Origin of the sequence: Streptomyces sp. NBC_01264 (genome assembly GCF_026340675.1) — a bacterium.
Lineage (GTDB): Bacteria > Actinomycetota > Actinomycetes > Streptomycetales > Streptomycetaceae > Streptomyces.
Window position 1 is genome coordinate 1,214,922 of record NZ_JAPEOX010000001.1, and the last position, 25,551, is coordinate 1,240,472.

The following is a 25,551-nucleotide window of genomic DNA, read 5'->3' on the forward strand; positions in this document are numbered from 1 at the left end:
CTATGAACAACTCTGTAGGCAACACCGCACGGTTGATCGGCGCCGGCCTGCGAGCCCTGCTCGTTCTGACCGTGATCTGCGGGGTCCTCTACCCGCTCGCCGTCACCGGGATCGCCCAGGCCGTCTTCAACGACAAGGCCAACGGCTCCGAGATCAAGGACAAGAGCGGCCAGGTCGTCGGCTCCTCCCTCATCGGCCAGACCTACAACCTGCCGAAGAAGGACCCGAACGACGCCGAGGAAGCGGTCAAGCCGGACCTCAAGTGGTTCCAGCCGCGCCCCTCCAACGGCCTCGGCTCCAACAGCGTCAACACCCAGTACTCGCTGATCCTCTCCGGCGCCACCAACCGCTCCGCCGACAACGGCGCCATCAACGGCAAGTGCACCGACCAGGCGGAGGAAGGCACGCTCTGCGCCCAGGTCATCGCCGCCAAGGACGCCGTCATCGCGGACAACTCCACCGCCGGCCACACGGTCAAGCCCGAGGACGTACCGGCCGACGCCGTCACCTCCTCCGGATCCGGCCTCGACCCGGACATCTCCCCCGAGTACGCCAAGCTCCAGGTGCACCGGGTCGCCGAGCAGAACAAACTCGACGTCAAGCAGGTCGAGAAGCTCGTCGCCGACCACACCACCGGACGCACCCTCGGCTTCATGGGCGAACCCCGCGTCAACGTCCTCGAACTCAACATCGCCCTGAAGGCGCTGTCCAAGAGCTGATGTTCCACAACGCTCGGTCAAAGAAGCCGGCGGGGCGCGGAAGCTCCCCCAGCTACCGCTGGGAGGGTCCGTGCGCTCCGCCGGCTTCTTGCCGTGCCCGCAACGAAGGAAAGGCTGCACACCGATGACCCGGGTGCTGGTGGTGGAGGACGACCCGCAGCTCGTCCGCGCACTGAAGATCAACCTCCAGGCGCGCAAGTTCGAGGTCGAGGAAGCCGCCGACGGCGGTACGGCCCTGCGGCTCGCCGCCGCCCACAAGCCAGACGTGATAGTGCTCGACCTCGGGCTCCCCGACATGGACGGCATCGAAGTCATCAAGGGTGTCCGTGGCTGGAGCAAGGTTCCCATCCTGGTCCTCTCGGCCCGGCACACCTCGGAGGACAAGATCCGAGCCCTGGATGCCGGCGCGGACGACTACGTCACGAAGCCGTTCAGCATGGACGAGTTGCTCGCCCGCCTGCGGGCGGCCACCCGCAGACAGGAGGCACCCGAGGCCTCCCAGGCGGCCGAGGTCTCCGTCGTCACAACCGACGAGTTCAGCATCGATCTGATCGCGAAGAAGGTGCACCGGGGCGAGCGCACCGTACGCCTCACCCCGACGGAATGGCACCTGCTGGAGATCCTCATCACCCACCCCGGCCGCCTGATCACCCAGAGTCAACTGCTGCTGGAGGTCTGGGGACCGACGTACGGGGAGAACACCAACTACCTGCGCGTGTACATGGCCCAGCTACGGCGCAAACTGGAAGCGGACCCCTCGCACCCGCGGTACCTGATCACCGAACCGGGGATGGGATACCGCTTCGAACCCTGATCACCTGCCCCCTCCTCAGCACACAGAAGAAGAGAAGGAACATGGGACGCGGCAAGCTCCGCATCTACCTCGGCGCGGCGCCGGGCGTCGGCAAGACGTACGCGATGCTCTCCGAGGCACACCGCCGGATCGAGCGGGGCACCGACTGCGTCGTCGGCTTCGTCGAGCACCACCACCGCCCGCGCACCGAGGTCATGCTCCACGGCCTCGAACTCATCGAGCGGCGCGAGATCCAGTACCGCGGCTCCACCTTCACCGAGATGGACGTGGACGCGATTCTGGCGCGGCGCCCCGCCGTCGCGCTCGTGGACGAGCTCGCCCACACCAATGTGCCGGGCTCGCGCAACGCCAAGCGCTGGCAGGACGTGGAGGAACTCCTCCAGGCCGGCATCGACGTCGTCTCGACCGTCAACATCCAGCACCTCGAATCGCTGGGTGACGTGGTCGAGACGATCACCGGGGTCCGTCAGCGCGAGACGGTCCCCGATGAAGTCGCCCGGCGGGCGGACCAGATCGAACTCGTCGACATGTCCCCCCAGGCCCTGCGCCGCCGGATGGCCCACGGCAACGTCTACAAGGCCGACAAGGTCGACGCGGCCCTGTCCAACTACTTCCGCCCCGGAAACCTGACCGCCCTGCGCGAGCTCGCCCTGCTGTGGGTCGCCGACCGCGTCGACGAGTACCTCCAGGAGTACCGGGGCGAGCACAACATCCGCTCCACCTGGCAGGCCCGCGAACGCATCGTCGTCGGCCTCACCGGCGGACCGGAGGGCCGTACCCTCATCCGCCGCGCCGCGCGCCTCGCCGAGAAGGGCTCAGGCGGCGAGGTCCTCGCCGTCTACGTCGCCGCAAGCGACGGGCTGACCTCGGCATCGCCCAAGGAACTCGCCGTCCAGCGGACCCTGGTCGAGGACCTCGGCGGCACCTTCCACCACGTCATCGGCGACAACGTCCCCGACGCGCTGCTGGAGTTCGCCCGCGGGTGCAACGCCACCCAGATCGTGCTCGGCGTCAGCCGCCGCCGCTCCTGGCAGTCCGTCTTCCGCCCCGGTGTCAGCGCCACCGTCGCCCGCGAGTCCGGCCCGGACCTCGACGTCCACATCGTCACCCACGACGAGGCCGCCAAGGGGCGCGGCCTGCCCGTCGCGCGCGGCGCACGGCTCGGGCGTTCCCGCATCATCTGGGGCTGGATCGCCGGCGTGGCCGGCCCGGCGCTGCTCGCGTTGCTGCTGAACCAGGTCGTCCCCGACCTCGGGCTCGCCAACGACATGCTGCTCTTCCTCACCTTCACCGTGGCGGCAGCCCTGCTCGGAGGACTCCTCCCCGCCCTGGCCTCGGCGGCCTTCGGCTCCCTGCTGCTGAACTACTTCTTCACGCCGCCGCTGCACGAGTTCACCATCTCTGACCCCAAGAACATCGTCGCCATCGCGATCTTCGTGGGCGTGGCCGTGTCGGTGGCCTCCGTCGTCGACCTGGCCGCCCGCCGCACCCATCAAGCCGCCCGGCTGCGCGCCGAGTCCGAGATCCTCTCCTTCCTCGCCGGCAGTGTCCTGCGCGGCGAGAACTCCCTCGACGCCCTCCTGGAACGGCTGCGCGAGACCTTCGCCATGCAGTCGGTCGTCCTCCTGGAACGCACCAGCGAAGTCGACCCCTGGACCACCGCCGCGTCCGTCGGCACCGGCGCCGTCACCCGGCCCGAGGACGCGGACGTCGACCTGCCCATAAGCGACAATATGGCCCTCGCCCTGACCGGCCGGGTGCTCCCGGCCGCGGACCGCCGGGTCCTCGGCGCCTTCGCCGCCCAGGCCGCCGTCGTACTCGACCGCCAGCGCCTCGTGGACGAGGCCGAGAAGTCCCGCGCACTGGGTGAAGCCAACCGCATACGCACCGCGCTGCTCGCCGCCGTCAGCCACGACCTGCGGACCCCGCTCGCCGGCATCAAGGCCTCCGTCAGCTCGCTGCGCTCCGACGACGTGGAATGGTCCGAGGAGGACAAGGCCGAGCTCCTCGAAGGCATCGAGGACGGCGCCGACCGCCTCGCCGCGCTGATCGGGAACCTCCTCGACATGTCCCGCCTCAACACGGGCACCGTCGTCCCGCTGATCCGCGAGACCGACCTCGACGAGGTCGTCCCCATGGCGCTGGGCGGCGTACCCGAGGACAGCGTCGTCCTGGACATCCCCGAAACCCTGCCGATGATCGCCGTCGACCGCGGACTACTGGAACGGGCCGTGGCCAACATCGTCGAGAACGCCGTCAAGTACAGCCCCATCGGCCAACCGGTCAACGTCTCCGCCAGCGCCCTCGCCAGCCGCGTCGAACTGCGCGTCGTCGACCGCGGCCCCGGAGTCCCCGACGAGGCCAAGGATCGCATCTTCGAACCGTTCCAGCGCCACGGCGACGCGCCGCGCGGCGCCGGGGTGGGCCTGGGCCTCGCCGTCGCCCGAGGCTTTACGGAGGCCATCGGCGGCACCCTGACCGCCGAGGACACCCCCGGCGGCGGCCTCACCATGGTCATCACCCTCCCCATAGCGGGCGGCACCCCGCCGGTCAGCGCCGAACTCCCGACCTCCGCGGTCACCTGACAGTGCGGCAGCCGGCGCCCGGGGTCATGCCCGACGGCCGCCGGCCACCTCGTGTGGCCGGCCCCCGACGCTCGCATCAGCTCACCGGGCCCGCGATCGCCGTGGTGCGGCGAGGTGGCGCCGGTAGGTGGCCAGTCCCTCCCCGGTCAGACACCGCCAGGTCCGGGGCCGGCGTCCGACCTGCCCCTTCTCGACCGTCATCCTTCGAGGCTTCGGGCGTCATACGACGCGTGCCTCCCGCCAGGCTGCCGCGGCCGCCGGCAGCGCGCACGCGATGGCGGCCACGACCGCGAAAGCGATGCTGTCCAGGAAGGCGGTGAGGCCGAGCACGAGGGCCAGTACGTAGGCAACCGCCCAGACGCCGATCACTCTGAGATGGCGGCCGCCATAGCCGCGCAGGACCACGGGCTGCCGGGTGACGAACGAGGAACAGGTGCAGGCGCCCGTGACCGATACACGCGAGCCGTCCGGTTCCGGTATCCCCCACCGGAAGCCGGACGGCTCATGTGTTGCGCGACGGTTGACCTGCGCGCGGTCGCACTGACCCCTACCCCCGTGGTTCGGATCGAGTGCCCCTGTGGCGGTGTTCAGGTCACCGGCCTCCAGCCGCGCGCCGCCGGACCGTCACCCGGCTCCGTCGCTCCGCCAGTCTGCTTCCGGCCGAGGGCCGCGACAACACCCCTTGACGCGTTCCTTCCGCACGACCGGCGATCTTTGACGCGCCCCTGATGACCTCCGTGAGGGCCGGACCGCCCCTCACCCGCCGGCCATCAGAAGGCCGTCAAAGTCACGTTCAAGAGCTTGCCGCCGCCGACCCCGTGCGCTGGGATGGAGTCATGAACAGCGGTCCGCGCTACAACGATCGGCCACCGTCACGGCGGAGTCGTGCCGATGTCGCGTCGGTGTTGCCGACGGCGCCCGCTGTCCGCCCGGCCGTCTGATATAGGCCGCGCGTCCTCCGCGTATCTGCCGACCGCCCCCGATGGGGCCGGTCGGCGCTTCGTACGCATCCACACCTTCACCGCATGACCTGAGCCCACGCCCCTGCTCCAAGCCGGGCCGCCGTGGTGTCAGCCATGCCGGCTTCCAGGAATCGACATGTCCTCGCCCCTGTCCCCGTCTCCGTCCGGACGTACCGTCCTCGTGACCGGCGCCACCTCCGGCATCGGCTACGAGACCGCCCGCCGGCTCGCCGAGCTCGGTGCGACCGTACTCGTCCACGGCCGCACCCCCGAGGAGGCCCAGGCCGCCACCGACCGGCTGATCGCCTCCGCGGGCATCTCCGACACTCTCCTGCGGCCTCTCGCCGCCGACTTCGCCCGGCTGGAGGAGGTCGAGAACCTCGCGCACGCCGTCGTGCGGGAGCACCAGCGTCTGGACGTGCTCGTCAACAACGCGGCCATCGCAGCGCCGGAACGGCACACGCTCACCGCCGACGGCAACGAGATCTCCTTCCAGGTCAACTTCCTTGCCCACTACCTGCTGACGAACCTCCTGGAGGCTGCCCTCACCAGCGCCCCCGGGGGACGTGTCGTCAACGTCTCCTCCGCGCTGCACCGTTCGGGCGCCATCCAGTGGAACGACCCACAGCGGGTGCGGCGTTACTCCCGCCTCGCCGCCTACGCCCAGTCGCAGCTGGCCCTGACCGTCTTCGCCGCCGACCCGCGCGTCACCGCCGTCTCCGTCAACCCCGGCATCTGCGACACCGGCCTCCTCCCCCTCTACGGGCACGAGGGCGCGCCGGCCGCCGAGGGCGCCGAGCACGTCGTACGGCTCTGCGACCCCGCCACCGAGATCGTCAACGGCGCCTACTACGACCGCTCCGAGCGCGTCACCCCGGCCGCCGCCGCCACCGAGGACCGCACCATCAAGCGCCTCAACAAGCTCGCCGACCTCCTCGTCGGCCACACCGCCTGAAGGGATCCACACACATGTCCAAGCGCGCCCGCAAGAAGAGGTCCCGCCGCAAGAAGGGCTCCAACCACGGCAGCAAACCCTGCTGCTAGCCGCCAGTCCGTCCCGCGGGGCGGCCCTCCGAACAGGGCCGCCCCGCCGCCGTGCCCCGACAAGGAGCCCCATGATCAACCTGCCGTCTCACCGACTCCCGGACCTCGATCGCTGGTACCCCACAGGGGCCGCGGGCTCGGCGGCCCTGACCGAGCACGTCCTGACGACCGAGGCCGGCTGCTGGTGGGTGGACCGCGTCATCCAGCCGCGCGTGATCGCCGCCGAGTGCGGGGACCACGTACTCCTGCGCGGAGACCCGCAGGCTCTGACGCTGAAGGACCTCGCGGTCTTCGCAGAGCGCTCCATCGAGGCTCCCGGCCGCTTCCTTCCCCTCATCGGGGCCGCGTTCGACCGGGTCGTGCCGTGGCAGCGCATGGTGTACATCAGGCGCTCCCCCGCGCCGGCCACCCGGGCGCCGCGGGGCGTGATCCTACGCAGGCTGAACGCCCGGGACGCACGCACGCTCGCCACCCTGCCGCCCGCAATGAGCTGGATCCACCGCACCTGGGGCGGACCGGAAGCACTCGCCCGCTCGGGCTACGCCTGGGCCGCCTTCCAGAACGACCGCATCGTGGCACTGGCCTGCACCTACTTCCTCGGCACCGCCTACGAGGACGTGGCCTGCGTGACCGTGCCCGACCCGCGCCTCCAGTACCTGGCCCTCGACTGCGTCAACGCCCTGTGCTCGGACATAGCCGCCCGACGGCACACCCCCAGCTGGACCTGCTCGGCGAGCAACCGCCCCGGTCGCCTGCTCGCCTGGACCGCAGGCTTCCGCCCGGAGGAGGAGTACGCCCACTACGCCGTCGGCGCACCGGTGGCGAACACGGCCCTGCCCCAGGCACCCGTCACCGGAACCCGGTCGGCCGACGCCGCGGTCGGAGCACCGCCGGCCCGGCGGTAGGCCAGTAGCGCGCCCGCCGGCTCGCCGCGCTCATGCGTCGAAGCGGTACCCCATGCCGGGGGCGGTGATCAGGTGGCGGGGGTGGGACGGGTCCGCCTCCAGCTTCCGCCTGAGGTGGGCCATGTACACCCGCAGGTAGTTGGTCTGCGTTCCGTACGAGGATCCCCACACCTCCTGGAGCAGCCGCCGCTGGCTGACGAGCTTGCCCCGGTTGCGGATCAGGACCTCCAACAGGTGCCATTCCGTCGGCGTGAGCCTGATGGTCACCCCGCCGCGTCTGGCCTTCTTCGCGAGCAGATCGACGGTGAACTCCTCGGTCTCCACGACCGCTTCGTTCGCGACGGCCGCGACGTGTGCCGGCGTACGGCGTACGACGGCTCCCAGCCTGGCCATCAGCTCGTCCATGCTGAAGGGCTTGGTGATGTAGTCGTCGGCGCCAGCGTCCAGGGCCTGGATCTTCTCCTCGGAGTCGTGGCGGGCGGAGACCACCAGGACGGGCACCTGGGACCAGACCCGCAGCCTCTCGATCACCTCGATCCCGTCCATGTCGGGCAGACCGAGGTCGAGCAGGATCGCGTCCGGGCGGCGGGCCGCCACGGCGTCCAGTGCCGCGCGCCCGTCGTGAACGCAGTCCACCTCATAGGTGCGCGCCTTCAGATTGATGACCAGCAAACGCGCAAGCCGCGGTTCGTCGTCCACCACCAGCACCCGGGTCATAGGCGTGCCGCCTTCCTGTCGTTACGTCCCCCATGGACATGCGACCACCAGAAAACAGCGGATTCCGTTCGCCACCGCAGGCGTTGACGACGTCCATACGCCGGCAGCCGTGACCTTGACGCCCTTCTGACGCACCACTGATGCCCGGCGGAGCATGCGTGGCCCGGCACTCCCGGACCCTCCGTGACCACCCGTATCAGAGTCACGTCAAGGACGGGCCGACCTCCTTGAGCCCGGACTCGCAAGGCAGTTGGATGGGCGACGTGAACAGCGGTCTGCGCCACGACGACCGGCCACCGCATACGGTGCGCCCGGCCCCGCGCGCTGCTCACCCGCCGGTGCGCTGACGCACCGCCTCGTCCGCGGCCGCCCTTCCCTCCGCCCGTAAGGCGGGTGGCCGCTCGCGCCCCGTGCCCGCTCCCATACCTGGCGGGCACGGGGCCGCCCCTTTTCACGCGCTCCGGTTCCGTCCGCCCGCCGCTGGCCGGACGCCGCCCCGCGCCCGCGTTCCCGCGTAGCACTGGAGACAGTTCATGATCGAAATCTCCCCGCAGGAGTTGCCCGCCCTGAGCCGCTGGTTCCCGACGGGCTCACCCGGTCCCGGGACCCTCGCCGAGCACGTACTGACCACGGGTTCCGGCGTCTGGTGGGCCGACCGTCCCGACCGTCCCCGCGTCCTCGCCGTCACTTGTGCGGACCACGTGCTGCTGCGCGGCGACCCAGGCGTGCTCGCCCCGAATGCCCTGAACCGGTTCGCCAACCAGTACGTCGAGACGCCCGCACGGTTCTGGCCCGCCCTCGGCGCCGCATTCGAGCGTGTCGACCCCTGGGAACGGATGGTGTACGTCCACCAGGCGAAGTCGCTCCTCCCCCGGCCCCTGCGTGGCGTTACCGTACGGCGGCTGACGCCCGAGGACGCTCCGGCGCTCTGCGATCTGCACTCCGAGAACGCCTGGATCCATGCCAGTTGGGGCGGACCCACCGGCCTCGCCGCCTCCGGCCACGGCTGGGCGGCCTTCGCGAAGGGCCGGGTCCTCTCCGTCGCCTGCACCTACTTCCTCGGCAGCACCTACGAGGACATCGCGGTGGTCACCGTGCCCGACCGCCGCCGCGAGCACCTCGCACTCGCCTGCATCGCCGGCCTGACGGCCGACGTCCAGGCCCGCGGACGCACCGCGAGCTGGTGCTGCTCGCGCGACAACCGGCCCAGCCGGCTCCTGGCCTGGTCGGCCGGTTTCCGGCTGAGCCGCGAGTACGTCCACCACGTCACGGGACGCGCCAGGGTGCGCACGGTCCGCGCCGCTGCGGTGCCGGCGTAGCGCCGTATTCACCCGCGCATCTCAGCTCGCCAGGTCCAGTCGTGCCTCCTCCAGGTCCAGGGTGCGCTGGAGCCGGCGGCGGGTGGTGTCGCTGATGCGGTGTTCGTCGTAGAGGCGCTGCAGTTCGACGGCCTCCACCCTGATCAGGTCACGGCGCAGCAGCCGGTAGACGTGGTCCGCGGACTCGGCCAGGTCGGCTTCCTCCAGGCGGTCGCGGGCATGCTCCAGGCGGGCCTGCAGGCTGCGCCGGAGCCGGTCGGCCACGACGTCCGGTACGGCTTCGAGATCGGACATCTCGTCGAGCCGCCTGATGCCGGCGGCGGCGAGGCTGCACCGGGCGGAGGCCTCCTCGCGCTCGGTGTGGTCGGGTTCGAGGGCGATTCCGGAGCGGCGGACCACGTCGGCCAGGGTGAAACCCTGGGCCACCAGGGTGACCACCACCACCGAGGTGGTCAGTACGAGGACGAGCGAGCGCTGACCCAGCAGGCTGCCGTCGTCCGCGACGACGGGGATGGAGAGGGCCGCGGCCAAGGGGACGACGCCCCGCGTGCCCGCCCAGGTCAGCACGGCCGGAACCCGCCAGGAGGGCCGCGCGCCCGAGCTCCGCTGGACGACGGCCGAGAGCGGCAGGACCCACAGCAGGCGCACGGCGATCAGTGTCACGGCGACCACCAGGGCGTACAGGGGCCAGAGCCGGTCGCCGTCGCCGAGCGTGGCGACCTGTCCGGGCAGGGTGAGGCCGATCAGGCTGAAGACGACGCTCTCCAGCAGGAAGACCACGGTGCCGTTCACCGCGTGCAGCTGGATCCGGATGGGGGCATTGGTGAAGCGCTCGGCCCGCCCGCCGAGCACCACGCCGGCCACCACGACGGAGGTCACGCCGGACGCGTGCACCGCCTCGGCCAGCACGTAGGCGGTGTACGGGGTCACCAGGGCGATGACGGTCTCGAGTACGGGGTCCTCGGTCCTGCGCCGGATCAGCGCCACGACACCCGCGACCGCTCCTCCGATGAGGATGCCGCCGCCGGCGAGCAGCGCGAACTCGGTGCCCGCCGCCTGCCAGGACACCCCGGCGGAGGCCGCGGCGATGACGACCGCGACGCGGAAGAGCAGGAGCGAGGTGGCGTCGTTGAAGAGGCTCTCGGCCTGTACGAGGACCTGGACGCGGGGCGGCAGGGCGAGCCGGCGGCCCAGTGCGGTGACGGCCACCGGATCCGTGCTCGCGAGGATGGCCCCCAGGACCAGGGCCATCGGCCAGGTCAGCGGAGTGAGCAGCGATGCCACCGCCCCGACGGCGGCCGCCGAGGCCAGCACCAGACCGACCGCGAGCACACTGACCGGCTTCCACACCAGGCGCAGTTCGCGCCAGGACAGCTCCTCGGCGCTCGCGTACAGCAGGGGCGGGAGAACGACGAGACCGATCAGCTCAGGACTGACCTGGATCTCCGGGGTACCCGGTATCAGGGCGACGACGAGGCCCGCGACAACGAGCAGTGAGGGCGCGGGGATTCGCCAACGCCGCGCCCCTGTGGCCACGACCGTGGCCAGCACCACAAGGAACAAAACCGTACCGACACTGCGCATGATGCCCCCGCCAAGTCGACGCAGGCCACGCGGCCAGCGACGCCGACCAGGCTTCCCGGCACACCGCCTTCACCCTAGCGGTGGATCGGCCGTCAACACACCGTCAATTTCCCGGCCGAGGGCCGTCAGGAGGGCGTCAGGGCCGTTCTGTTCACGGTATCGCTGGTGTTCGCTGGTCAGGTTGAGGGCGCACAGAGGAGTCGGGTACGCGTGAGCACGGAAACCATCGTAGGCATCGTCGTCGCGGTCAGTCTGGCCGGCTATCTGGTCCTGGCCGTGTTCTTCCCGGAGAAGTTCTGACGATGACGACCACGCACGCCCCCGGCCCGGAGGCGGGTACGGATTCGGAGGCGGGACCGCCCGTCACGCGACCCGGAAGACTCAAGGTCTTCCTCGGGGCAGCCCCCGGCGTCGGCAAGACCTACCGGATGCTCGACGAGGCCCATCGCCGGGCGGCCCGGGGTTCGGACGTGGTGGCCGGCTTCGTCGAGTGCCACCGGCGCCGGCAGACCGAGGCGAGGCTCGACGGCCTGGAGAGCATCCCCCGCGCCGGACACGAGTACCGCGGCGGCCTGTATTCCGAGCTGGACAGTGAAGCATTGCTGTCCAGGCGGCCGCAGATGGTGCTCATCGACGAACTCGCCCACACCAACGTCCCGGGGGCGGGCCGGCACCCGAAGCGGTGGCAGGACGTCGAGGACATGCTCGCCGCCGGGATCGACGTCGTGACGACCCTCAACATCCAGCACCTGGAGTCGCTCAGCGACGTCGTGGAGAAGATCACCGGCGTCCCGCAACGCGAGACCGTGCCCGACGAGTTCGTACGCCGTGCCCACGAGATCGAGCTCGTCGACATACCTCCGGAAGGACTCCGCCGCCGGATGGCCCACGGAAACATCTATCCCCCGGAGCGGATCGACGCCTCCCTCGCCAACTACTTCCGCCCCGGCAACCTCATCGCGCTCCGGGAGCTGGCGCTCCTGTGGCTGGCCGGCCGGGTGGACGAGGCCCTCCACAAGTACCGAATCGAGCACGGCATCGGGGGCGTCTGGGAGACCCGGGAGCGGGTCGTGGTGGCCCTCACCGGCGGACCCGAGGGCGAGACCCTCATCCGCCGCGCGGCACGCATCGCGGGCCGCTCCGCCGGTGGTGAACTGCTCGCCGTGCACGTCGCGCGCAGCGACGGGCTCGCCGCGGGCGTCTCCCACGCGGCGCTGACCGGACAGCGGGCCCTCGTCGAGGACCTGGGCGGCAGCTACCACTCCGTCGTCGGCGACGAAGTTCCCACAGCTCTGGTGGACTTCGCCATGGCGGAGAGCGCCACCCAACTGGTCCTCGGTACCAGCCGCCGCCGTCGGCTTGAACGATTCCTCACCGGCCGGGGCATCGGCGAGACCGTGGTGGCGTTGTCGGAGGACATCGACGTCCACATGGTCACGCACGAGCGGGCGGGCCACGGCCGGCTGCTGCCCTCCCGCCGCCGTACGCTCCCCACGTCGCGGCTCATCGCCGGACCGGTGGCCGCCCTGCTGCTCCCCCTCCTGCTCACGCTCGTCCTCGACCGCATGCGCGGCACCCTGAACCTCACCAGCGAGGCGCTGCTGTTTCTGGTGGCCGTCGTCGGCGTGGCCTGCATCGGCGGGGTGGTCTCGGCCCTGATCGCGGCGCTCACCGCCACGCTGCTGCTGAACTACTGGTTCATGCCGCCGATCGGCGAGTTCAGCATGAGCGACCCGGACAGCGTGCTGGCGCTGGTGGTGTTCGCGATCGTCGCCGCTACCGTGGCCGCCGCGGCCGACAGATCCCTGCGGCTCTCCCGCCGCTCCGCGCGGGCGACGGCCGAGGCGGAGACGATGTCCTCCCTCGCCGGCAGCATCGTCCGCGGCGACCAGACGATTCCGGCCCTGCTGGAACGTACGAGGGAGACCTTCGGCATGGACACCGTCGAGCTGGCCTCCGAAGCGTCCGAAGCCCCTGCCGCGGATCCGGGAAGCGACGGCGGACGCCCCACCCACGTCAAGGCGGATCCCGTTCTCGTGGTGGCGGCCGGCCCCGGGGCCTTCCTCGTCCTGCGCGGCCGTACGCTGCCGTCCTCGGAGCGCCGTGTCCTGGCCGCCTTCGCCGCGCACGTCGGCGCCGCCGTCGAGCGGGCCCGCCTGACCGAGGCGGCCGCCGAGGTCGAACCCATCAAGGCTGCCGACCGGCTTCGCACGGCCCTGCTCCGGGCCGTCAGCCACGATCTGCGGACCCCCCTGGCGGGGGCACTTGCCGCGGTCAGCTCCCTGCGCGACCCGGACGTGGAATTCTCCGCCGAGGACCGGGCGGAACTACTGGACTCCGCCGAGGTGTCCCTGAACCGGTTGAACCGCCTGGTGGAGAACCTGCTCGACCTCAGCCGTCTGCAAGCCGGGGCCCTGGCCCTCGACCTGCGGGCCACCACCCTGGAGGAGGTCCTTCCCCTCGCGCTGGACTCCCTGGACCCGAGTCCCGGACAGGGGCCCGCCATCGACGTACAGAACCTGGAGGCCGTACCGGCGCTGCTGGCCGATCCGCCCCTACTCGAACGAGTACTGGCCAACCTCGTCGACAACGCCGTCCGCCACGCACCCGCGGACCGACCGGTGCTGGTGACGGCCAGTGCACTGGCGGGGCAGGTCGAAGTCCGGATCGCCGACCACGGCCCCGGGATCGCCGCCGACGACCGCGAGCGCGCCTTCGAACCGTTCCAGCGCCTCGGCGACCGCGACAACACGGCCGGACTCGGGCTCGGCCTCGCCCTGGCCCGGGGACTCACCGAGGCCATGGACGGCACGCTCACTCCGGAGGACACCCCCGGGGGCGGATTGACCATGGTGCTGTCCCTGCCCGTCGCCCCGCAGGTGACAGCGGGGCGGCCCTGACCGCATGACCTCGACCCTCCACCTGCGCTCCGAACCGGGGCATCGCTCCCAGCACATGATCATTTGTGGTGACGACGGACTCTCGCACCGCCTTGCGCGGGAGCTCGACGCCGTCTGCGGCGAGGCCGTCACGGTCGTACTGCCTTCGCGTCGCGACGGACACGGCGGCGAGATCGCCGCCCTGCACCGCGATCCGCGCTCCCCCGTAGAGTTGCTCGTCTCCGCCCGGCCCGATGAGCAGACCCTTCGACAGGCCGGTGTGGAACGTGCCGCCGCACTCGCACTGACCTACGGCGACGACCAGGTGAACACGACCGCGGCCCTGCTCGCCCGCAGCATCAACCCGCGCGTACGCCTCGTCATCCGCATGTTCAACCGGGAGCGCGGCCGCCACCTCGAACTTCTCCTCGACCGGGCGGCGGCCGCTCAGTCCCCGTACGACGACGGCTTCGTCGACGCGTCCACGACGATCCTCTCCGACGCCGACACGGCCGTCCCCGAACTGGTCGCCGCGGTGGCGGTCGGACACGGTCCCACCCTCCAGGTGGAGGGCAAGGTGTTCCGCGGTGTCGTACGCCCCGCCGGGGCCCCGCCCCACGCGACGGACCTGGCCACGCTCGCCGTTCTCTCCGGTACCCACATGGACGACCCGCTGGGCGAAGACAGCGCGGAGACCCCCGGCGCGAACGGCACCCAGCTGCTTCCCGACACCGCGACCGCCTACCACCGCCAGTTCACGCACGGCCGCCTCATGCTCGAAGAGGTCACCCAGCACCGCACGACGGAACCCCCCTCCCGTCGCCGGCGGGACTACCGCGGCTGGCTGCGGGACCGGTTCGGGCACCTGCCCTGGAGGGTCTTCGTCTCCCGCGAAGTGACCGCCGTCTTCGGGGTCCTCGGCGTGGCCGTGGTCCTCCTGGCCACCGTGACGGCCCTCGTGGAGGACGGTCCCTTGTGGAAGTCGGTGTACCTGCCCCTCCTGGACATCTTCACCATGGGCGACCCGGCGACCGAGGAGTCCACGGCCCGCCAGGTCCTCCAGCTCATCGCGGGTTTCGTCGGCCTGGCCGTACTTCCCCTGGTCGTGGCCGCCGCCATGAACGCCACGCTGGCCTTCCGCGCCGCCTCGGCCAACCACGTACCGGACACGGCCCTGCATGACCACATCGTCCTGGTCGGCCTCGGCAAGATCGGCACGCGCGCGCTGGCCCAGCTGTGCACGACCGACCACACGGTCGTGGTCATCGAGCGGAATCCACAGGCCCGAGGGATCCCGCTGGCACGCGAACTCAACGTGCCCTTGCTGCTCGAAGACGCCGCCGCCCCTGGGGTCCTCGACCTCGCCCGCATAAGCACCAGCAGATCACTGCTCGTCCTCACCCACGACGACGGCGAGAACCTCGACATCGTGATGGCCGCCCGCGAGAGCAACCCCCGCGTGCGTGCGGTGATGCGCCTGTACGACGACGACTTCGCCGCCACCGTCTCCCGCACCCTGCGCGCCGGCTACCCGGACGCGCTCACCCGCAGCCGCAGCGTCTCGGCACTGGCCGCGCCCTCCTTCGCCGCCGCGATGATGGGCCGCCACGTGCTGGGCGTCATGCCGGTGGAACGCGGCTCCCTCCTCTTCACGGTCGTGGACGTGGCGGGCCATCCCGAACTCGAAGGCCGCTCGATACACGCGGCCTTCAAGGAGCACGAGTGGCGCGTACTCGCCGTCGGCCCCACGACCAGCCGGCACTCGGCGTCCTCGACCGACACCCTCGGCGGATTCCGCACGGACCAGCCCGCCTTCAACTGGCGCCCGCCCCATGGACGGGTCCTGAACCATGACGACCGCGTCGTGCTGGTGACCACGCGCCGCGGCCTGGACATCCTCATGACGGGCGTCCAGCCCCACCCCGAAGGCCGCCGGCCTCGTCCGGCCTCTTGATCCCGCACCCTGGGCTCCGCCGGCCTCCCCCGTCAAAATGCCGTAACCGGAACATCAGCGGTGTGTCAGGGCCCGCCGCCCAGCCTCGTACCGGCCCTAACGTCACCTGCATGGAACGACGTTTCACGCAGTCCGCGACCGGCGCACACTCCGCGGCGGAGCCTCCGGTACCTCTCGCACGCGACATCCACTGGGCTGTCGAGAGGCGCACGGCCATCGGTGTCGCCTCGCTCCTGTACGCGGCCCTCCTGGCCATGGACGCGAGTGGCGGCAGGCTCGACGCGGCCCGCGGCGCCCTCTGGGCCGGGCTGGCCGCCCTCGTCTTCGTGATCCTGCTGCCTTCCAGGGTCTCCGTAGGTCCCGGTCTGCTGAGCGCCCGAGGACTGCTGGTGGAGCACACCGTCCGTACGGACTCCCTCGTCTCGGTCAGGTGGACCGACGGGGTGGCTCAGCGGATGATCCTCCGTGACACGGAGGGAAACCGGGCCGAGATCGATCCGACCGTCCTGGTCCGTAACCCGGCGATGTGGCACCGCTTCGACGTGGACGCCCGGACGTCGATCCGGCAGGGCACTCTGCGGCACGGGGCGATCGCCCTGTGTGAGTTGACGGAGCGCATCAACCGCGAGACGGCCCTCACTGTCTTCAGGGCCTCCGGCCTGCGGTGATCGGCCGCCGGGGAAGGGTGAGCGTCACGGCGGATCCGGGGCCGGCGGCCGCCGTTCCCCGCGTCCCCAGAGTGCTCTCCGTGCTCAGGGCCGATGCCCGTCGGTCGGTGCCTTCAAGAGCCGGTCCAATTCGTTTCCGGCCTCCTCGTACCCGGCGTCGGAGATCCGCTGCAACGCACGCAGGTCGCTGGCCGCGACCGCCCGTCGAGTGAGCAGAAGCCCTGCATGCATGGATCCCTCGTCCAGGAGCTCGCTCAGCTGCTCCAGGTCGCCGGCCGTGTCGGCAAGGTCAGCCAGCCGGTCCAAAGCGGTCTCGTTGCCCTCATCGGCCAACGCGCGCAGCGTCTCCCGATCACAACTCATGTTCGTCATGACACCATGCTGCAACTCAGCCCCAGGGGAAGGGTCAAGTGGGAGGATCGCCGGGTGATCACCATCGGGCAGCTGGCCAGGTACGCCGGAGTATCGGTCAAGACCATCCGCGTCTACCACGACAAGGGACTGCTCCCCGAGCCCGACCGCGACGCGTCCGGCTACCGCCGGTACGGAGCGAAGGACGCCATCGACCTGATCAAGATCCGGACGCTCGCCGAAGCGGGAGTCCCTCTGGCCCGTATCCGCGACCTGCGGTCCGCGACCGACGAAGAGCTCCAGCAGGCGCTGCGCGAGATCGAGGACGAGCTCACCGCCCGGATCCGCGGCTTGCGGACAACACGGGGACGCCTGCGCCGGCTCGCCGCCGGGCAGCTGTCACCCTTGCCCATGGAGGTCGATACTCATCTGGAGCACCTGGCCGACTGGGGATTCACCCCTCGGTGGGTGGACCTGCAACGCGACTTGTGGATCCTTGTGTTCGCCACCCACCCGGAACTCGCGACCACCCTGTTCCACGACCAGGCCGAGACCCTGTCTGCCCCGGTGACACGGCAACTCTTCCTCGACTACGACCACGCGTACGACCTCGACGCCGACGACCCCCACATCGACGACCTCGCTCACCGGATCGCCAAAGCGACCCGGGAACGCAACGGACCCCACGAACTGCCAGGACAGGACGAGGCCTCCGAGATCCCCGCCCTCATCCAGGGCACTGTCAACGCCTCTTCTCCGGCATGGCAGCGCCTCGACGCACTCATCCGCGCGCAACTGGACGCGTGACCCGCCGCGAACCCACGCACGGTCTCGGCGGCGCACGGATCAGCCGCCACCGCACCGGCCACCTCGCCACCCCACTCCCAGTCAAGCCGATCAGCCGAGGACACCGTCCAAGTACGTCTGCACCGGCGCAAAGAGCCCCTGCGGCACATACACCGGGATCTGGCCGCGCGTGATCCAAACGACCTCGGCGACCTCCCGCGCTGCCGCAACGTGCGCCGTACCGCTGAGCACATCGCAGGCCGTTTAGGACATCGGCCTGTTGGTAGCGGGATGGACTCGCTCACCGAGCAGCCCACCCGCAATCACAAGCAACCCGGTCTCCTCCCGTGCCTCCCGGACGGCCGCAGCCTCATACGACTCCCCCGGCTCCACCTTTCCGGCCGGGAGCTGCCAGGACAGGTGGCCCTCCGCGATGCGACGCCGCACCAACAGCACCCGCCCCCTGTACACCACCACAGCGGCGGCAACAGGTCGCTCAGACCCATCGGCCACAGACACCAAAGCCTCCCTGTTCAACCTGGACTCGGAGATACGCATGGACGTCCGCGATCGCCAGGTCGTACCGTTCCCATTCCCTGCATCGCGTAGCCATCCCTGCCGCCGGAATCACAGTCCCCACCGGCGGCGATCCACTTCAGAGACGGCCCCGGGCCTCCTGGCCTGGTTCTCCTCTCACCGACGGGGGCAGGGGGAGGGAGAACCAGACGGCTTTGCCCTCGGATGTCGGCAGGGTGCCCCAGGCCTCGGCGAGGGAGTCGACCAGGAGCAGGCCCCGTCCGGACTCGGCGTCGTGCGAGGCGAACCGTGCCTGTGGGAGGACGGGGCTGCCGTCGCACACCTCGACGCTGAGTTCGCGCCCGGCCTGCCGTACGCGCAGCCGGACCGGGCCGCAGCTGTGGTTCACCGCGTTTGAGAGCAGCTCGGAGGTGAGGAGACAGGCGGTGTCGCACAGTTGGTCGTCGTCTCTCCCCCACAGTGCGAGGGTGGAGAGCAGGAACCGGCGGCCTTGGGGAACGCTGCTGGGCTGGGCGGGGAGCACCACAGTCTGTGAGGTGACTGGTGAGTCGGGGATGTGGACGAGGAGGAGGGTTACGTCGTCCGCATAGTCGTCCGCGTCGGCGTCGGGAAGCATCTCGCCGAGGAGGCAGTCGGCCATCGCTTCGAGGCACTCGGCGTCGGCGCAGGTTTTGGCCAGTGCCAAGGACAGGCGGTCGACTTGTTCCTCGATGTCGCTGCCCGGGGTTTCGACCAGTCCGTCGGTGTAGAGGGCGAGGACCGAGCCGGGTTCCACGGCGTGGCGGCTCTCGTGGTGTGGTACCTCGCCGACGCCGAGCGGCACGCTGACGTCGACGGCGAGGCGACTCACCTGGCCGTCGGGGGCGGCGAGGAGCAAGGGGAGGTGCCCGGCCGAGCAGACGGTCAGCTCCGCGGCGTCCGCATCGACGACCAGGTAGCAGCAGGTGACGAACTGATCCGGGAGTTCGCTGACCACCGCGTCGAGGGCGCGCATCAACTGCCAGGGCGGCATGCCGGTCTTGGCCAGCGCGTGTGAGGCCGAGCGGAGCTGGCCCATGACGGCGGCGGCCTCCAGCCCGCGGCCCATGACGTCGCCGATCATGACACCGACCCGGCCACCGCCCAGGGGGATCAGGTCGAACCAGTCGCCGCCCACACCCGCGCCCAGGCGAGCCGGAAAGTACCGGCTCGCTGTCGGCATCCCCGGGACCGCCGCCGGCGATCCCATGAGGCTGCGCTGCAAGGTGAGGGCTACGTGGCGCTGCTGTTCGTAGAGTTCGGCGAGCTTGTCCTCGGCGGCCTTGCGGTCGCTCACGTCACGGATGGCCGCCGACACGAGAGTTCCGTCCGGGGTTTCCAGGGGGCTGAGGCTGATCTCGACGGGGAACTCGCGCCCGTCCCGGCACAGACCGTGCAGTTCCAGCCCGGCGCCCATGGGTCTGACCTGGCGGTCGACGAAGTAGCCCTGCCGGAAGTGGGAGTGATGACCGCGAAACCTCTCCGGGACGAGGATCTCGACAGGCCGGCCCAGGAGATCCGCCCGAGTGTGACCGAAGAGCGCTTCCGTCTGGGCGTTGACGAGTTGGATCGTGCCGCGGTCGTCGACGATGACCATCGCGTCGGGGGCGGCCTCCAGGAGTGCCCGGAAAAGTGCCTCGGCAGCCTTGCGCTCGCTCACATCGCGTACGGCCGCGGAGATGAGCAGGCCGTCGGCGGTCTGCAAGGGACTGAGGCTGATCTCGACGGGAAACTCGCGCCCGTCCCGGCACAGCCCGTACAGCTCCAGCCCGGCCCCCATGGGTCGGACTTGACGGCTGGCCGCGTACCCCATCCGGTGGTGCGGGTGGAGCCCGCGGAAACGCTCGGGTACCAGGACGTCGATGGGCCGGCCGAGCAGCTCCTGCCGGGGGTAGCCGAACAGTGCTTCCGTCTGGGCGTTCACCAGCCGGATCACACCCGCGTCGTCCACGATCACCATCGCGTCCGGTGCCGCTTCCAGAAGGGCACGGAAGGGTTCCTCGGTCGTTGTCGTCATGTCGCGCCTCGCACTCGCCGAACACCACCGAAACCGACATCCGACCACGCCCCCACACATCACCTCACCTGATGACCACAACATGTACGCAAAAGACCGGGTGTGACCACGCCCGGGATGCGACCGCAAGCGGGTTGCGAGTTCCTCGAGGTCGATGGCCAGGTCCGGCCGCGTGGACGGGGCGTGGGGGCGTGTAGACCAGGGCGGCCCGGCCGACGTCCGGCAAGGGCGGAGGTGATGGCTTTGATCTGCCCATAAGGCCGAGGCTGGGGGTTTGCGGTCGGGGATCGGGAGCAGGAGGGTCGTCACGACCAATCCGGTACTACACGAGGAGGTCCCGATGTCGGGCACGGAGAAGACCAAGGCGCAGGTCGAGCAGGCCAAGGGCAAGGCCAAGGAGGCCATGGGCCGCATGGCGGGCAACGAGCGGATGACCGCCGAAGGCCACGCGGACCAGGCCAAGGGCAAGACCCGCCAGACCAAGGAAGACGTCAAGGACACCTTCCGCCACTGACACACGCGCACGGCCCCGCGGCCGACGCACCCCTGCTGGGCCCCGACCTACCCCCAGGTCGGGGCCCAGCACACATCCCCATGGCGTGCCGTGTCGGGGGAACAGGGTGGACGGTGATGGTGGTGTTCCGATGCCGGGAGGCAGCCGTGGCCGTGTTCGCGACGTAACGATGCGAACGGCACGCACGGCGCCAGTCGAGCGAACGCTCTCGGCGACACGCTGGAGCCGGCGGTGGCTTCATGGCCGGCACCGGCCTCACCCTCGACGACCCTGCCTCGTCTTGAAGCGCCGAAGTCAGTAGACGGAGGGTGCCGTCATGTCGATGACGATCTTACCGAGGGCACGACCGCTCTCGACCAGGGCGAGTGCTTCCGCTGCCCGGTGGAACGGGTACGACGTGATGTGGAGATCAATGCGGCCTTCCACCATGAGGGCGGCGACGCGCTCCAGGTCGGCGCGCTCGGCGCGGCGGACCACCATCTGCCCGCCGAGTTCGACGACCGCCGGGTCGGCGACGGACACCACCTTCGCGGGATCACCCAATATCCAGGCGGTACCCGGCAGGCAGGCTCCAGCCGACACCGCCTGACGGCAGTCCCTCGGCTCTTCACTCTCCTCGACGGTCTCTCGCGCCGCTCCCTGCGAGTGATCGGGGACACCGAACGGCACGACTCGCCCGACGCCCACTGCTGGTGGAACACCCAAGCAGCCGGACGGCTCCCCCACCTCCTGTCCATGGCACGCGCAGACGCCGCCTCCGCACAACGACAGGCACAGCGGGCCCAGGCGCCTTGGCGGGGTGCGACCACGGTCTCGGGCCCAGCTGGCGAGCTGCCGGGGGCACGCAAGACATGGATCGCTCCCAGAGGTCCCATCCCACGCCAGCTCCTCCGCCTGGGGACCACCAGGACCAAGATCCGGACCAATTCCGGACCAGCCCCCGCCAAGGAGCCGCGCCGACTGCCGTTTCCGCTGGTCAGCATGGGTGCAACTGCTGTATCACCAGAAGACCAAGAAGCTGCTGGGACGCACAGATGAGCAACGGGGACGAACGTCAACCTCGGTATGGGAGACAGGTCCGGCCGCTGAGAGACCTGCATCCGAGCAAGGGGCCGCGTACCGTACATGCAGCTGCCTTTCCGCCGCTCCTTGTATGCCCGGCCCAGCCGATTCAGCGCGGTGGCGATATGTCGCGGATCAGCCAGCCTCTGCCCTCCAGCGCCGCCACGTGGGGCGTCGCGTGCTCTTTCAAGGTCGCGAAGGCGAGAAGGTGCGTGGGACGGGTGGCGGCCACGAATACCAGTTGCATGGCCTGCTTCACGGTCTCCGAAGCCCGTGCGAGTTCACCTTGACCTGCGAGAAAGGCTAGCGCCTGCCCGACATCGTATTTCTGTCCGGTGCGTCCGAGGCAGTCCAGGATGAGTGTTGCGGCATGTGTTTCTCCCTTGGCTCTCTGGATGGTGCCCGCCATGCTCGTCCCCGGTCGGGCGCTCGGTGCGGCAGGGCGAGCCGCAGGTTCAAGGGGCGCCGACGTATCGCGGAGGTCCCACGCAACGGCGCCCGTCAGATCTCGAATCGCAACGGCCAGCCGGGCACAGAACGCTTCCCAGGTCCCAGCCTTCTCCACCGGTCCCGTGAGGAAGTCGAGCAGGATCGCCCTGGTCCGACCGCCGGCAGTGGCCGGAGACCGGTCCAACTTGATCAGAGGGGGCAGCGGTGTTGCCTGATCCGGCAGGTAGGGACGGGCCATCGCACGGATGCCGTCCCACAGGTCTGTCGCTGCCTCACGGCTTGTTCCCGGTGCCCAGCGAGTGCGTGCGGCCCACACCAGGTCGGCCAGGGAGCCATGCGTCCCGGACGTCTTCTCGGCGGCGTCGAACTCCGGGACGTAGCAGGCAACGCTTTGCGGGAACCGCTGCGCCTCTCCTGGCCTCTTCCGAGCCCCCAGGACCCTGGGCGGGCTGGTGGACAGCAGGCCCTCGGGGACCATCTCCGCCGCGAGGCGCTCGAAGGCCGGCACGACCTCCGGGACGGACTGCTCATCGAAGAGGAGCAGGGCCACCGTGCCGTCCAGACCCGCACCGATGATCTTCTGCCTGCGGTGGACGGTGAGCTCGCTGGCGAGCTCGGCGATCCGGCCGCCGAATCGACGGCTCACTGGCAGTTCAGTTGCCATCGGTGACGGGAACGCTGCGGCACCGATGTCGTCCTTCGGGCGACCGGAGAAGATGCGCTGATTCACGTCGCCCACCCGCTGCATCACTGTGCCCCCGGATCCGAAGACCTTGTCGAGCAGGCGCTGCTGGAGTGCGTCGGTGTCCTGCATCTCGTCCAGGAGGACGAACGGGAAGCGCGACGAGATGGCTCGGGCGAGGTGGGGCGCGCGGATCAAGTGCCTTTCGGCGATGGCGTACATGTCCTGGAACCGAAATATCCCTGCCCATGCCAAACGGCGCTTGAGCGCTGTGAACTCCCCGCCGCTCTTGGACTCTGGCCTGAACGGCAGCCTGCGGTAGGAGATCACGTTCAGGTCGCCGCCGTCGCAGACGAACTGGGCATCGGACAAGAGGCGCTCAGCGTCCTGCTGGTGCTTCAGCGTGGACCGGAGGTTGGCGTAGTCCCAGCCCTTCATGAGCGTGCGTTGGGCCGCTGCTGCGTAGGCCGCGTCGTCCACTACGACGATCCGCCCGCCCTGGGCTCTGCTCGCGGGGGCGGCGAGGAACGTGTGTGTGAAGGACTGGATGGTGCCGATGAAGTGCGGGTAGCCGAGGAACCTGCGGCCGGCCGTGGCAGTGGTGATCCGTTGCTTGATCTCGTCCTTGGCCGTATTGGTGTGGGAAAGGACGCAGACCCCCTGGGTTGCGGACGTCCAGCCCTGGGCGAGAAGCGCCAGTTTGAGGCCGACCAGGCTCGTCTTGCCTGAGCCTGGCGCTGCCTGCAGGTCCATGGTGTGGAGGCTCTGGAGGAAGTCCCACTGCTCTTGGTGCGGGAGGGTGAGCCCCATCTCGGCCGCGACCGTCTCGGCCTTGTCCTTGGACAGAGTGTCCGGCGTCAGAGGCAGTTCCATGACTCACGCCCCTCCACAGAGGTAACCGAACGCGTCGCGCAGGTACGGGGGGAGGTTGGATCGGGCGAGGGACCTCGGCGTGAGCAGCTGTGCCGCGTACTGTGCCGCGATCGCTTTGCTGGCCTGCTTCCCGGGCTTTCTCCGCAGGGGCTCGTAGATGCGCATGGCCACCTCGCCCAGGGAGATCTTCTCTTCCTGCCACTTCTCGACCTGCTCGGCCGCACTAGCCTGGATTTCGATCAGTTCGGCGCTGGTGGGCCACTTGTTCATCGACACCCAGGCGGAACGTACGGCTTGGTTCATGACAGTGGCGAGGGGCCAGGAGGCCGCTGCGAGGTCGTACTCCAGCGTCCAGTGGTCGGAGACGAAGGTCTTCACAGGGCCGTCGTCCCCGTCCTTCAGTCGCGTGACGTACTCCTCGACCTGCTCGGGCGTCATGTCTGAGACTGACCGGAGCTGGCCACTCATGTTCGCAGGGGTGTTTGGAGGGAGCAGGTCGCGGTCGCGTATGCAGGCGACGGACACCGGAATCTGCTGGCCGGCGCGCTGGAAGATGCGGCTGTATCGGAAGAGGCCGGTGTGCCCGACGTTGACGACGCTGACGCCGTTCTCGCTGAACGACCAACCCGCAGCCTCCGCGAGAGCGGGCAGAAGCAGCGCCTCCGCGTCCCCCTCCACCAAGGCCACCGACCGGGCGAAGAACAGATTCGCCTTGGTCGCGTCGAGGAACTTGGACAGGAAGGCGTAGTCGCTCGCGTCGAGCTTGGTCGCGTGCGGCGTAAGGCTGAAAGCACGGCCGCCAACAACAAGGGTGATCCGCTCCACGGGAACGGCGGAAGCAAGGTGCGGGCTGTGTGTGGTGAGGACGACCTGGACCCTCGGGTCACCGGCGCTCGCCCCACCTGCTGCCCGATCGAGCAGTAGATCCATCACTCGCGTCTGCAGCTGCGGGTGAAGGTGCGCCTCGGGTTCCTCGATCAGAAGAAGCGGAGCCACATCGTTGTTTCCCAGTAGCAGGAGTTCGGCGGCCATAAACATCGCGTTGTTGTACCCGAGCCCGCGACGGGTCCATTCCAGCCCTCCGGTCGAAAGCCTGAGTTCGAGACGCTCCAGAGCGCGGGAGAGCGTGGCGTCCCCGGCGACCCCGATCTCGCCTTGGAGGACGTCGCTCCCGATGGAGAACTTCTCCAGGTAGCCCTTGTTGATGTCATCCAGGGCAGCCTTTACGGCTTTGTTGGAACGGATGTGGTGCTCGGCACGGCGCAGGATGCCGACCAGCGTGCTGGCCGAGTCATCGCCGGCTGTGAAATCGTCCGCGCCCTCGGCCTTCATCGTGGGATATCCGGCAAGGATCTGCGACAGCCGGGAACCCCGACCGGCCCGCATCTCCCCCTCGGCGTCACGAAGCGGGCGAAGGTACGTCGCCTTCAAGTGCTCCCGCGCCTTGCCGTCCAGCGTGGGCCCCTCGCCATTCGGACCCGTTCGAGTCGTGACCGAAACGCGATGCGGGGGCAAGGAATCCATCAACTCGGCCCTGAAGCTGATGTACAGGGAGGACGTTCCCCTCGAGTCGGTCGTCAGGTGCTCGAGGAAGATCCCCTGCTCCTCCTCCGAAAGCTCCATGAAGCGACAGGTGATCGTGAAGAAGTCCGCGCGCCCGCCTGGCCCAACGTGGAAATCGTCCTTGGTGACACGATAGAAATCCGCAGCTGTCGTCAGGAGACACAGCCGAATGGCGTCGACGACGGCCGTCTTCCCGGCGTCGTTCTCGCCCAGAAGAACGGTTACACCGGGTGTCAGCTCCAGTTCGAGCGCATCTCCCGGTTCCTCGGGCGATCTCCGGGCACCGAAGACACGGAAGTTCTCAGCCGTCAGCGTGGCAAGATACACGGCACCCCCACCGAAGGACCGGCGTCCCAGGTGGGCGCAGGCGCATCCCCCGCGCCACACTCCCCAGTTGTGCGCGGCTATTCGGGAAATCGTACGCCTCGAACCAGCCTCCTCGAGCGGATATCCGACCCACGGGCCAGCAGCGCCACACATGAGGGATCGCGACCTTCGACCGACCTTGGCGCATCCATCGGAACCGGTTTGTCGCAGATGTCGGATTT

At 69.7% G+C, this 25,551-nt stretch carries 20 protein-coding genes and 1 pseudogene; 12 read left to right on the forward strand and 9 right to left on the reverse strand.

The window, feature by feature from the left end; translation table 11 throughout:
• Positions 1-2: 2 nt before the first annotated feature.
• The 3 genes from OG435_RS05505 to OG435_RS05515 all read left to right on the forward strand — a co-directional run bounded on the left by OG435_RS05505 (position 3) and on the right by OG435_RS05515 (position 4,118).
• Positions 3-719 carry a potassium-transporting ATPase subunit C gene (locus OG435_RS05505; RefSeq protein ID WP_266875667.1) on the forward strand — a complete coding sequence of 239 codons (717 nt, stop codon included), beginning with the start codon at positions 3-5 and terminating at the stop codon, positions 717-719.
• Between the two features lie 124 nt (positions 720-843).
• On the forward strand, positions 844-1,533 hold the full coding sequence (locus tag OG435_RS05510; RefSeq protein ID WP_266875668.1) for a response regulator: 690 nt from the start codon (positions 844-846) through the stop codon (positions 1,531-1,533).
• 41 nt (positions 1,534-1,574) lie between these two features.
• The gene (locus OG435_RS05515) at positions 1,575-4,118 is read left to right on the forward strand and encodes a sensor histidine kinase (RefSeq protein WP_266875669.1); all 2,544 of its coding nucleotides are present in this window, start codon (positions 1,575-1,577) and stop codon (positions 4,116-4,118) included.
• A 219-nt stretch (positions 4,119-4,337) separates the two neighbouring features.
• On the opposite strand, the gene OG435_RS05520 is transcribed toward OG435_RS05515, so the two are convergent.
• On the reverse strand, positions 4,338-4,487 hold the full coding sequence (locus tag OG435_RS05520; protein ID WP_266875670.1) for a hypothetical protein: 150 nt from the start codon (positions 4,485-4,487) through the stop codon (positions 4,338-4,340).
• A 729-nt stretch (positions 4,488-5,216) separates the two neighbouring features.
• Between OG435_RS05520 and OG435_RS05525 the strand changes: the two genes are divergently transcribed.
• Together OG435_RS05525 and OG435_RS05530 are read left to right on the forward strand one after the other, a co-directional pair.
• The gene (locus tag OG435_RS05525; protein ID WP_266875671.1) at positions 5,217-6,035 is read left to right on the forward strand and encodes an SDR family NAD(P)-dependent oxidoreductase; all 819 of its coding nucleotides are present in this window, start codon (positions 5,217-5,219) and stop codon (positions 6,033-6,035) included.
• A gap of 160 nt (positions 6,036-6,195) precedes the next feature.
• On the forward strand, positions 6,196-7,029 hold the full coding sequence (locus OG435_RS05530; RefSeq protein WP_266875672.1) for a GNAT family N-acetyltransferase: 834 nt from the start codon (positions 6,196-6,198) through the stop codon (positions 7,027-7,029).
• A gap of 30 nt (positions 7,030-7,059) precedes the next feature.
• On the opposite strand, the gene OG435_RS05535 is transcribed toward OG435_RS05530, so the two are convergent.
• On the reverse strand, positions 7,060-7,746 hold the full coding sequence (locus OG435_RS05535) for a response regulator (RefSeq protein ID WP_266875673.1): 687 nt from the start codon (positions 7,744-7,746) through the stop codon (positions 7,060-7,062).
• Between the two features lie 533 nt (positions 7,747-8,279).
• Between OG435_RS05535 and OG435_RS05540 the strand changes: the two genes are divergently transcribed.
• Complete coding sequence (locus tag OG435_RS05540; RefSeq protein ID WP_266875674.1) at positions 8,280-9,065, forward strand: GNAT family N-acetyltransferase; 786 nt, start codon at positions 8,280-8,282, stop codon at positions 9,063-9,065.
• A 21-nt stretch (positions 9,066-9,086) separates the two neighbouring features.
• Here the strand turns inward: OG435_RS05540 and OG435_RS05545 are convergent, their stop codons facing one another.
• Positions 9,087-10,649, reverse strand: a complete 1,563-nt coding sequence (locus OG435_RS05545) for a Na+/H+ antiporter (RefSeq protein WP_266875675.1) — start codon at positions 10,647-10,649, stop codon at positions 9,087-9,089.
• Positions 10,650-10,859: 210 nt separating this feature from the next.
• On the opposite strand from OG435_RS05545, the gene kdpF reads away from it, so the two are divergent.
• The 4 genes from kdpF (at position 10,860) to OG435_RS05565 (ending at position 16,150) form a co-directional block, all read left to right on the forward strand.
• Positions 10,860-10,949 carry a K(+)-transporting ATPase subunit F gene (gene kdpF, locus OG435_RS05550; protein ID WP_266875676.1) on the forward strand — a complete coding sequence of 30 codons (90 nt, stop codon included), beginning with the start codon at positions 10,860-10,862 and terminating at the stop codon, positions 10,947-10,949.
• A 2-nt stretch (positions 10,950-10,951) separates the two neighbouring features.
• Positions 10,952-13,549, forward strand: coding sequence for a sensor histidine kinase (locus tag OG435_RS05555; RefSeq protein ID WP_266875677.1), 2,598 nt, complete (start codon positions 10,952-10,954; stop codon positions 13,547-13,549).
• 4 nt (positions 13,550-13,553) lie between these two features.
• Complete coding sequence (locus tag OG435_RS05560) at positions 13,554-15,482, forward strand: NAD-binding protein (protein ID WP_266875678.1); 1,929 nt, start codon at positions 13,554-13,556, stop codon at positions 15,480-15,482.
• Between the two features lie 110 nt (positions 15,483-15,592).
• Positions 15,593-16,150, forward strand: a complete 558-nt coding sequence (locus OG435_RS05565; RefSeq protein WP_266875679.1) for a hypothetical protein — start codon at positions 15,593-15,595, stop codon at positions 16,148-16,150.
• An 84-nt stretch (positions 16,151-16,234) separates the two neighbouring features.
• Here the strand turns inward: OG435_RS05565 and OG435_RS05570 are convergent, their stop codons facing one another.
• On the reverse strand, positions 16,235-16,522 hold the full coding sequence (locus OG435_RS05570) for a hypothetical protein (RefSeq protein WP_266875680.1): 288 nt from the start codon (positions 16,520-16,522) through the stop codon (positions 16,235-16,237).
• Positions 16,523-16,576: 54 nt separating this feature from the next.
• On the opposite strand from OG435_RS05570, the gene OG435_RS05575 reads away from it, so the two are divergent.
• A complete protein-coding gene (locus OG435_RS05575) occupies positions 16,577-17,308 on the forward strand; it encodes a MerR family transcriptional regulator (RefSeq protein ID WP_266875681.1) in 732 nt (243 codons plus the stop codon).
• A gap of 90 nt (positions 17,309-17,398) precedes the next feature.
• Here the strand turns inward: OG435_RS05575 and OG435_RS05580 are convergent.
• Positions 17,399-17,845: pseudogene (locus tag OG435_RS05580) on the reverse strand (NUDIX hydrolase).
• A gap of 97 nt (positions 17,846-17,942) precedes the next feature.
• Entirely contained in the window at positions 17,943-19,859 is a 1,917-nt protein-coding gene (locus OG435_RS05585) for a PAS domain S-box protein (protein WP_266875682.1), read from the reverse strand.
• A gap of 340 nt (positions 19,860-20,199) precedes the next feature.
• Here OG435_RS05585 and OG435_RS05590 point away from each other — a divergent pair, with 340 nt between their 5' ends.
• Positions 20,200-20,373: a CsbD family protein gene (locus tag OG435_RS05590; RefSeq protein WP_266875683.1), complete on the forward strand. Its 174-nt coding sequence runs from the start codon at positions 20,200-20,202 to the stop codon at positions 20,371-20,373.
• A 294-nt stretch (positions 20,374-20,667) separates the two neighbouring features.
• Here the strand turns inward: OG435_RS05590 and OG435_RS05595 are convergent, their stop codons facing one another.
• The 3 genes from OG435_RS05595 to OG435_RS05605 form a co-directional block, all read right to left on the reverse strand.
• A complete protein-coding gene (locus tag OG435_RS05595) occupies positions 20,668-20,916 on the reverse strand; it encodes a zinc-binding dehydrogenase (RefSeq protein WP_266875684.1) in 249 nt (82 codons plus the stop codon).
• A 628-nt stretch (positions 20,917-21,544) separates the two neighbouring features.
• On the reverse strand, positions 21,545-23,440 hold the full coding sequence (locus tag OG435_RS05600; protein WP_266875685.1) for a UvrD-helicase domain-containing protein: 1,896 nt from the start codon (positions 23,438-23,440) through the stop codon (positions 21,545-21,547).
• 3 nt (positions 23,441-23,443) lie between these two features.
• Positions 23,444-25,330 carry an ATP-dependent nuclease gene (locus OG435_RS05605; RefSeq protein WP_266875686.1) on the reverse strand — a complete coding sequence of 629 codons (1,887 nt, stop codon included), beginning with the start codon at positions 25,328-25,330 and terminating at the stop codon, positions 23,444-23,446.
• Between the last annotated feature and the right edge of the window lie 221 nt (positions 25,331-25,551).

Excerpts from the sequence above, each read along its gene's own strand:
- OG435_RS05505 (WP_266875667.1), top strand. The coding sequence starts at position 3 with ATGAACAACTCTGTAGGCAACACCGCACGGTTGATCGGCGCCGGCCTG.
- OG435_RS05510 (WP_266875668.1), top strand. The coding sequence starts at position 844 with ATGACCCGGGTGCTGGTGGTGGAGGACGACCCGCAGCTCGTCCGCGCA.
- OG435_RS05515 (WP_266875669.1), top strand. The coding sequence starts at position 1,575 with ATGGGACGCGGCAAGCTCCGCATCTACCTCGGCGCGGCGCCGGGCGTC.
- OG435_RS05525 (WP_266875671.1), top strand. The coding sequence starts at position 5,217 with ATGTCCTCGCCCCTGTCCCCGTCTCCGTCCGGACGTACCGTCCTCGTG.
- OG435_RS05530 (WP_266875672.1), top strand. The coding sequence starts at position 6,196 with ATGATCAACCTGCCGTCTCACCGACTCCCGGACCTCGATCGCTGGTAC.
- OG435_RS05535 (WP_266875673.1), bottom strand. The coding sequence starts at position 7,746 with ATGACCCGGGTGCTGGTGGTGGACGACGAACCGCGGCTTGCGCGTTTG.
- OG435_RS05540 (WP_266875674.1), top strand. The coding sequence starts at position 8,280 with ATGATCGAAATCTCCCCGCAGGAGTTGCCCGCCCTGAGCCGCTGGTTC.
- OG435_RS05545 (WP_266875675.1), bottom strand. The coding sequence starts at position 10,649 with ATGCGCAGTGTCGGTACGGTTTTGTTCCTTGTGGTGCTGGCCACGGTC.
- OG435_RS05555 (WP_266875677.1), top strand. The coding sequence starts at position 10,952 with ATGACGACCACGCACGCCCCCGGCCCGGAGGCGGGTACGGATTCGGAG.
- OG435_RS05560 (WP_266875678.1), top strand. The coding sequence starts at position 13,554 with ATGACCTCGACCCTCCACCTGCGCTCCGAACCGGGGCATCGCTCCCAG.
- OG435_RS05565 (WP_266875679.1), top strand. The coding sequence starts at position 15,593 with ATGGAACGACGTTTCACGCAGTCCGCGACCGGCGCACACTCCGCGGCG.
- OG435_RS05570 (WP_266875680.1), bottom strand. The coding sequence starts at position 16,522 with ATGACGAACATGAGTTGTGATCGGGAGACGCTGCGCGCGTTGGCCGAT.
- OG435_RS05585 (WP_266875682.1), bottom strand. The coding sequence starts at position 19,859 with ATGACGACAACGACCGAGGAACCCTTCCGTGCCCTTCTGGAAGCGGCA.
- OG435_RS05590 (WP_266875683.1), top strand. The coding sequence starts at position 20,200 with ATGTCGGGCACGGAGAAGACCAAGGCGCAGGTCGAGCAGGCCAAGGGC.
- OG435_RS05600 (WP_266875685.1), bottom strand. The coding sequence starts at position 23,440 with ATGGAACTGCCTCTGACGCCGGACACTCTGTCCAAGGACAAGGCCGAG.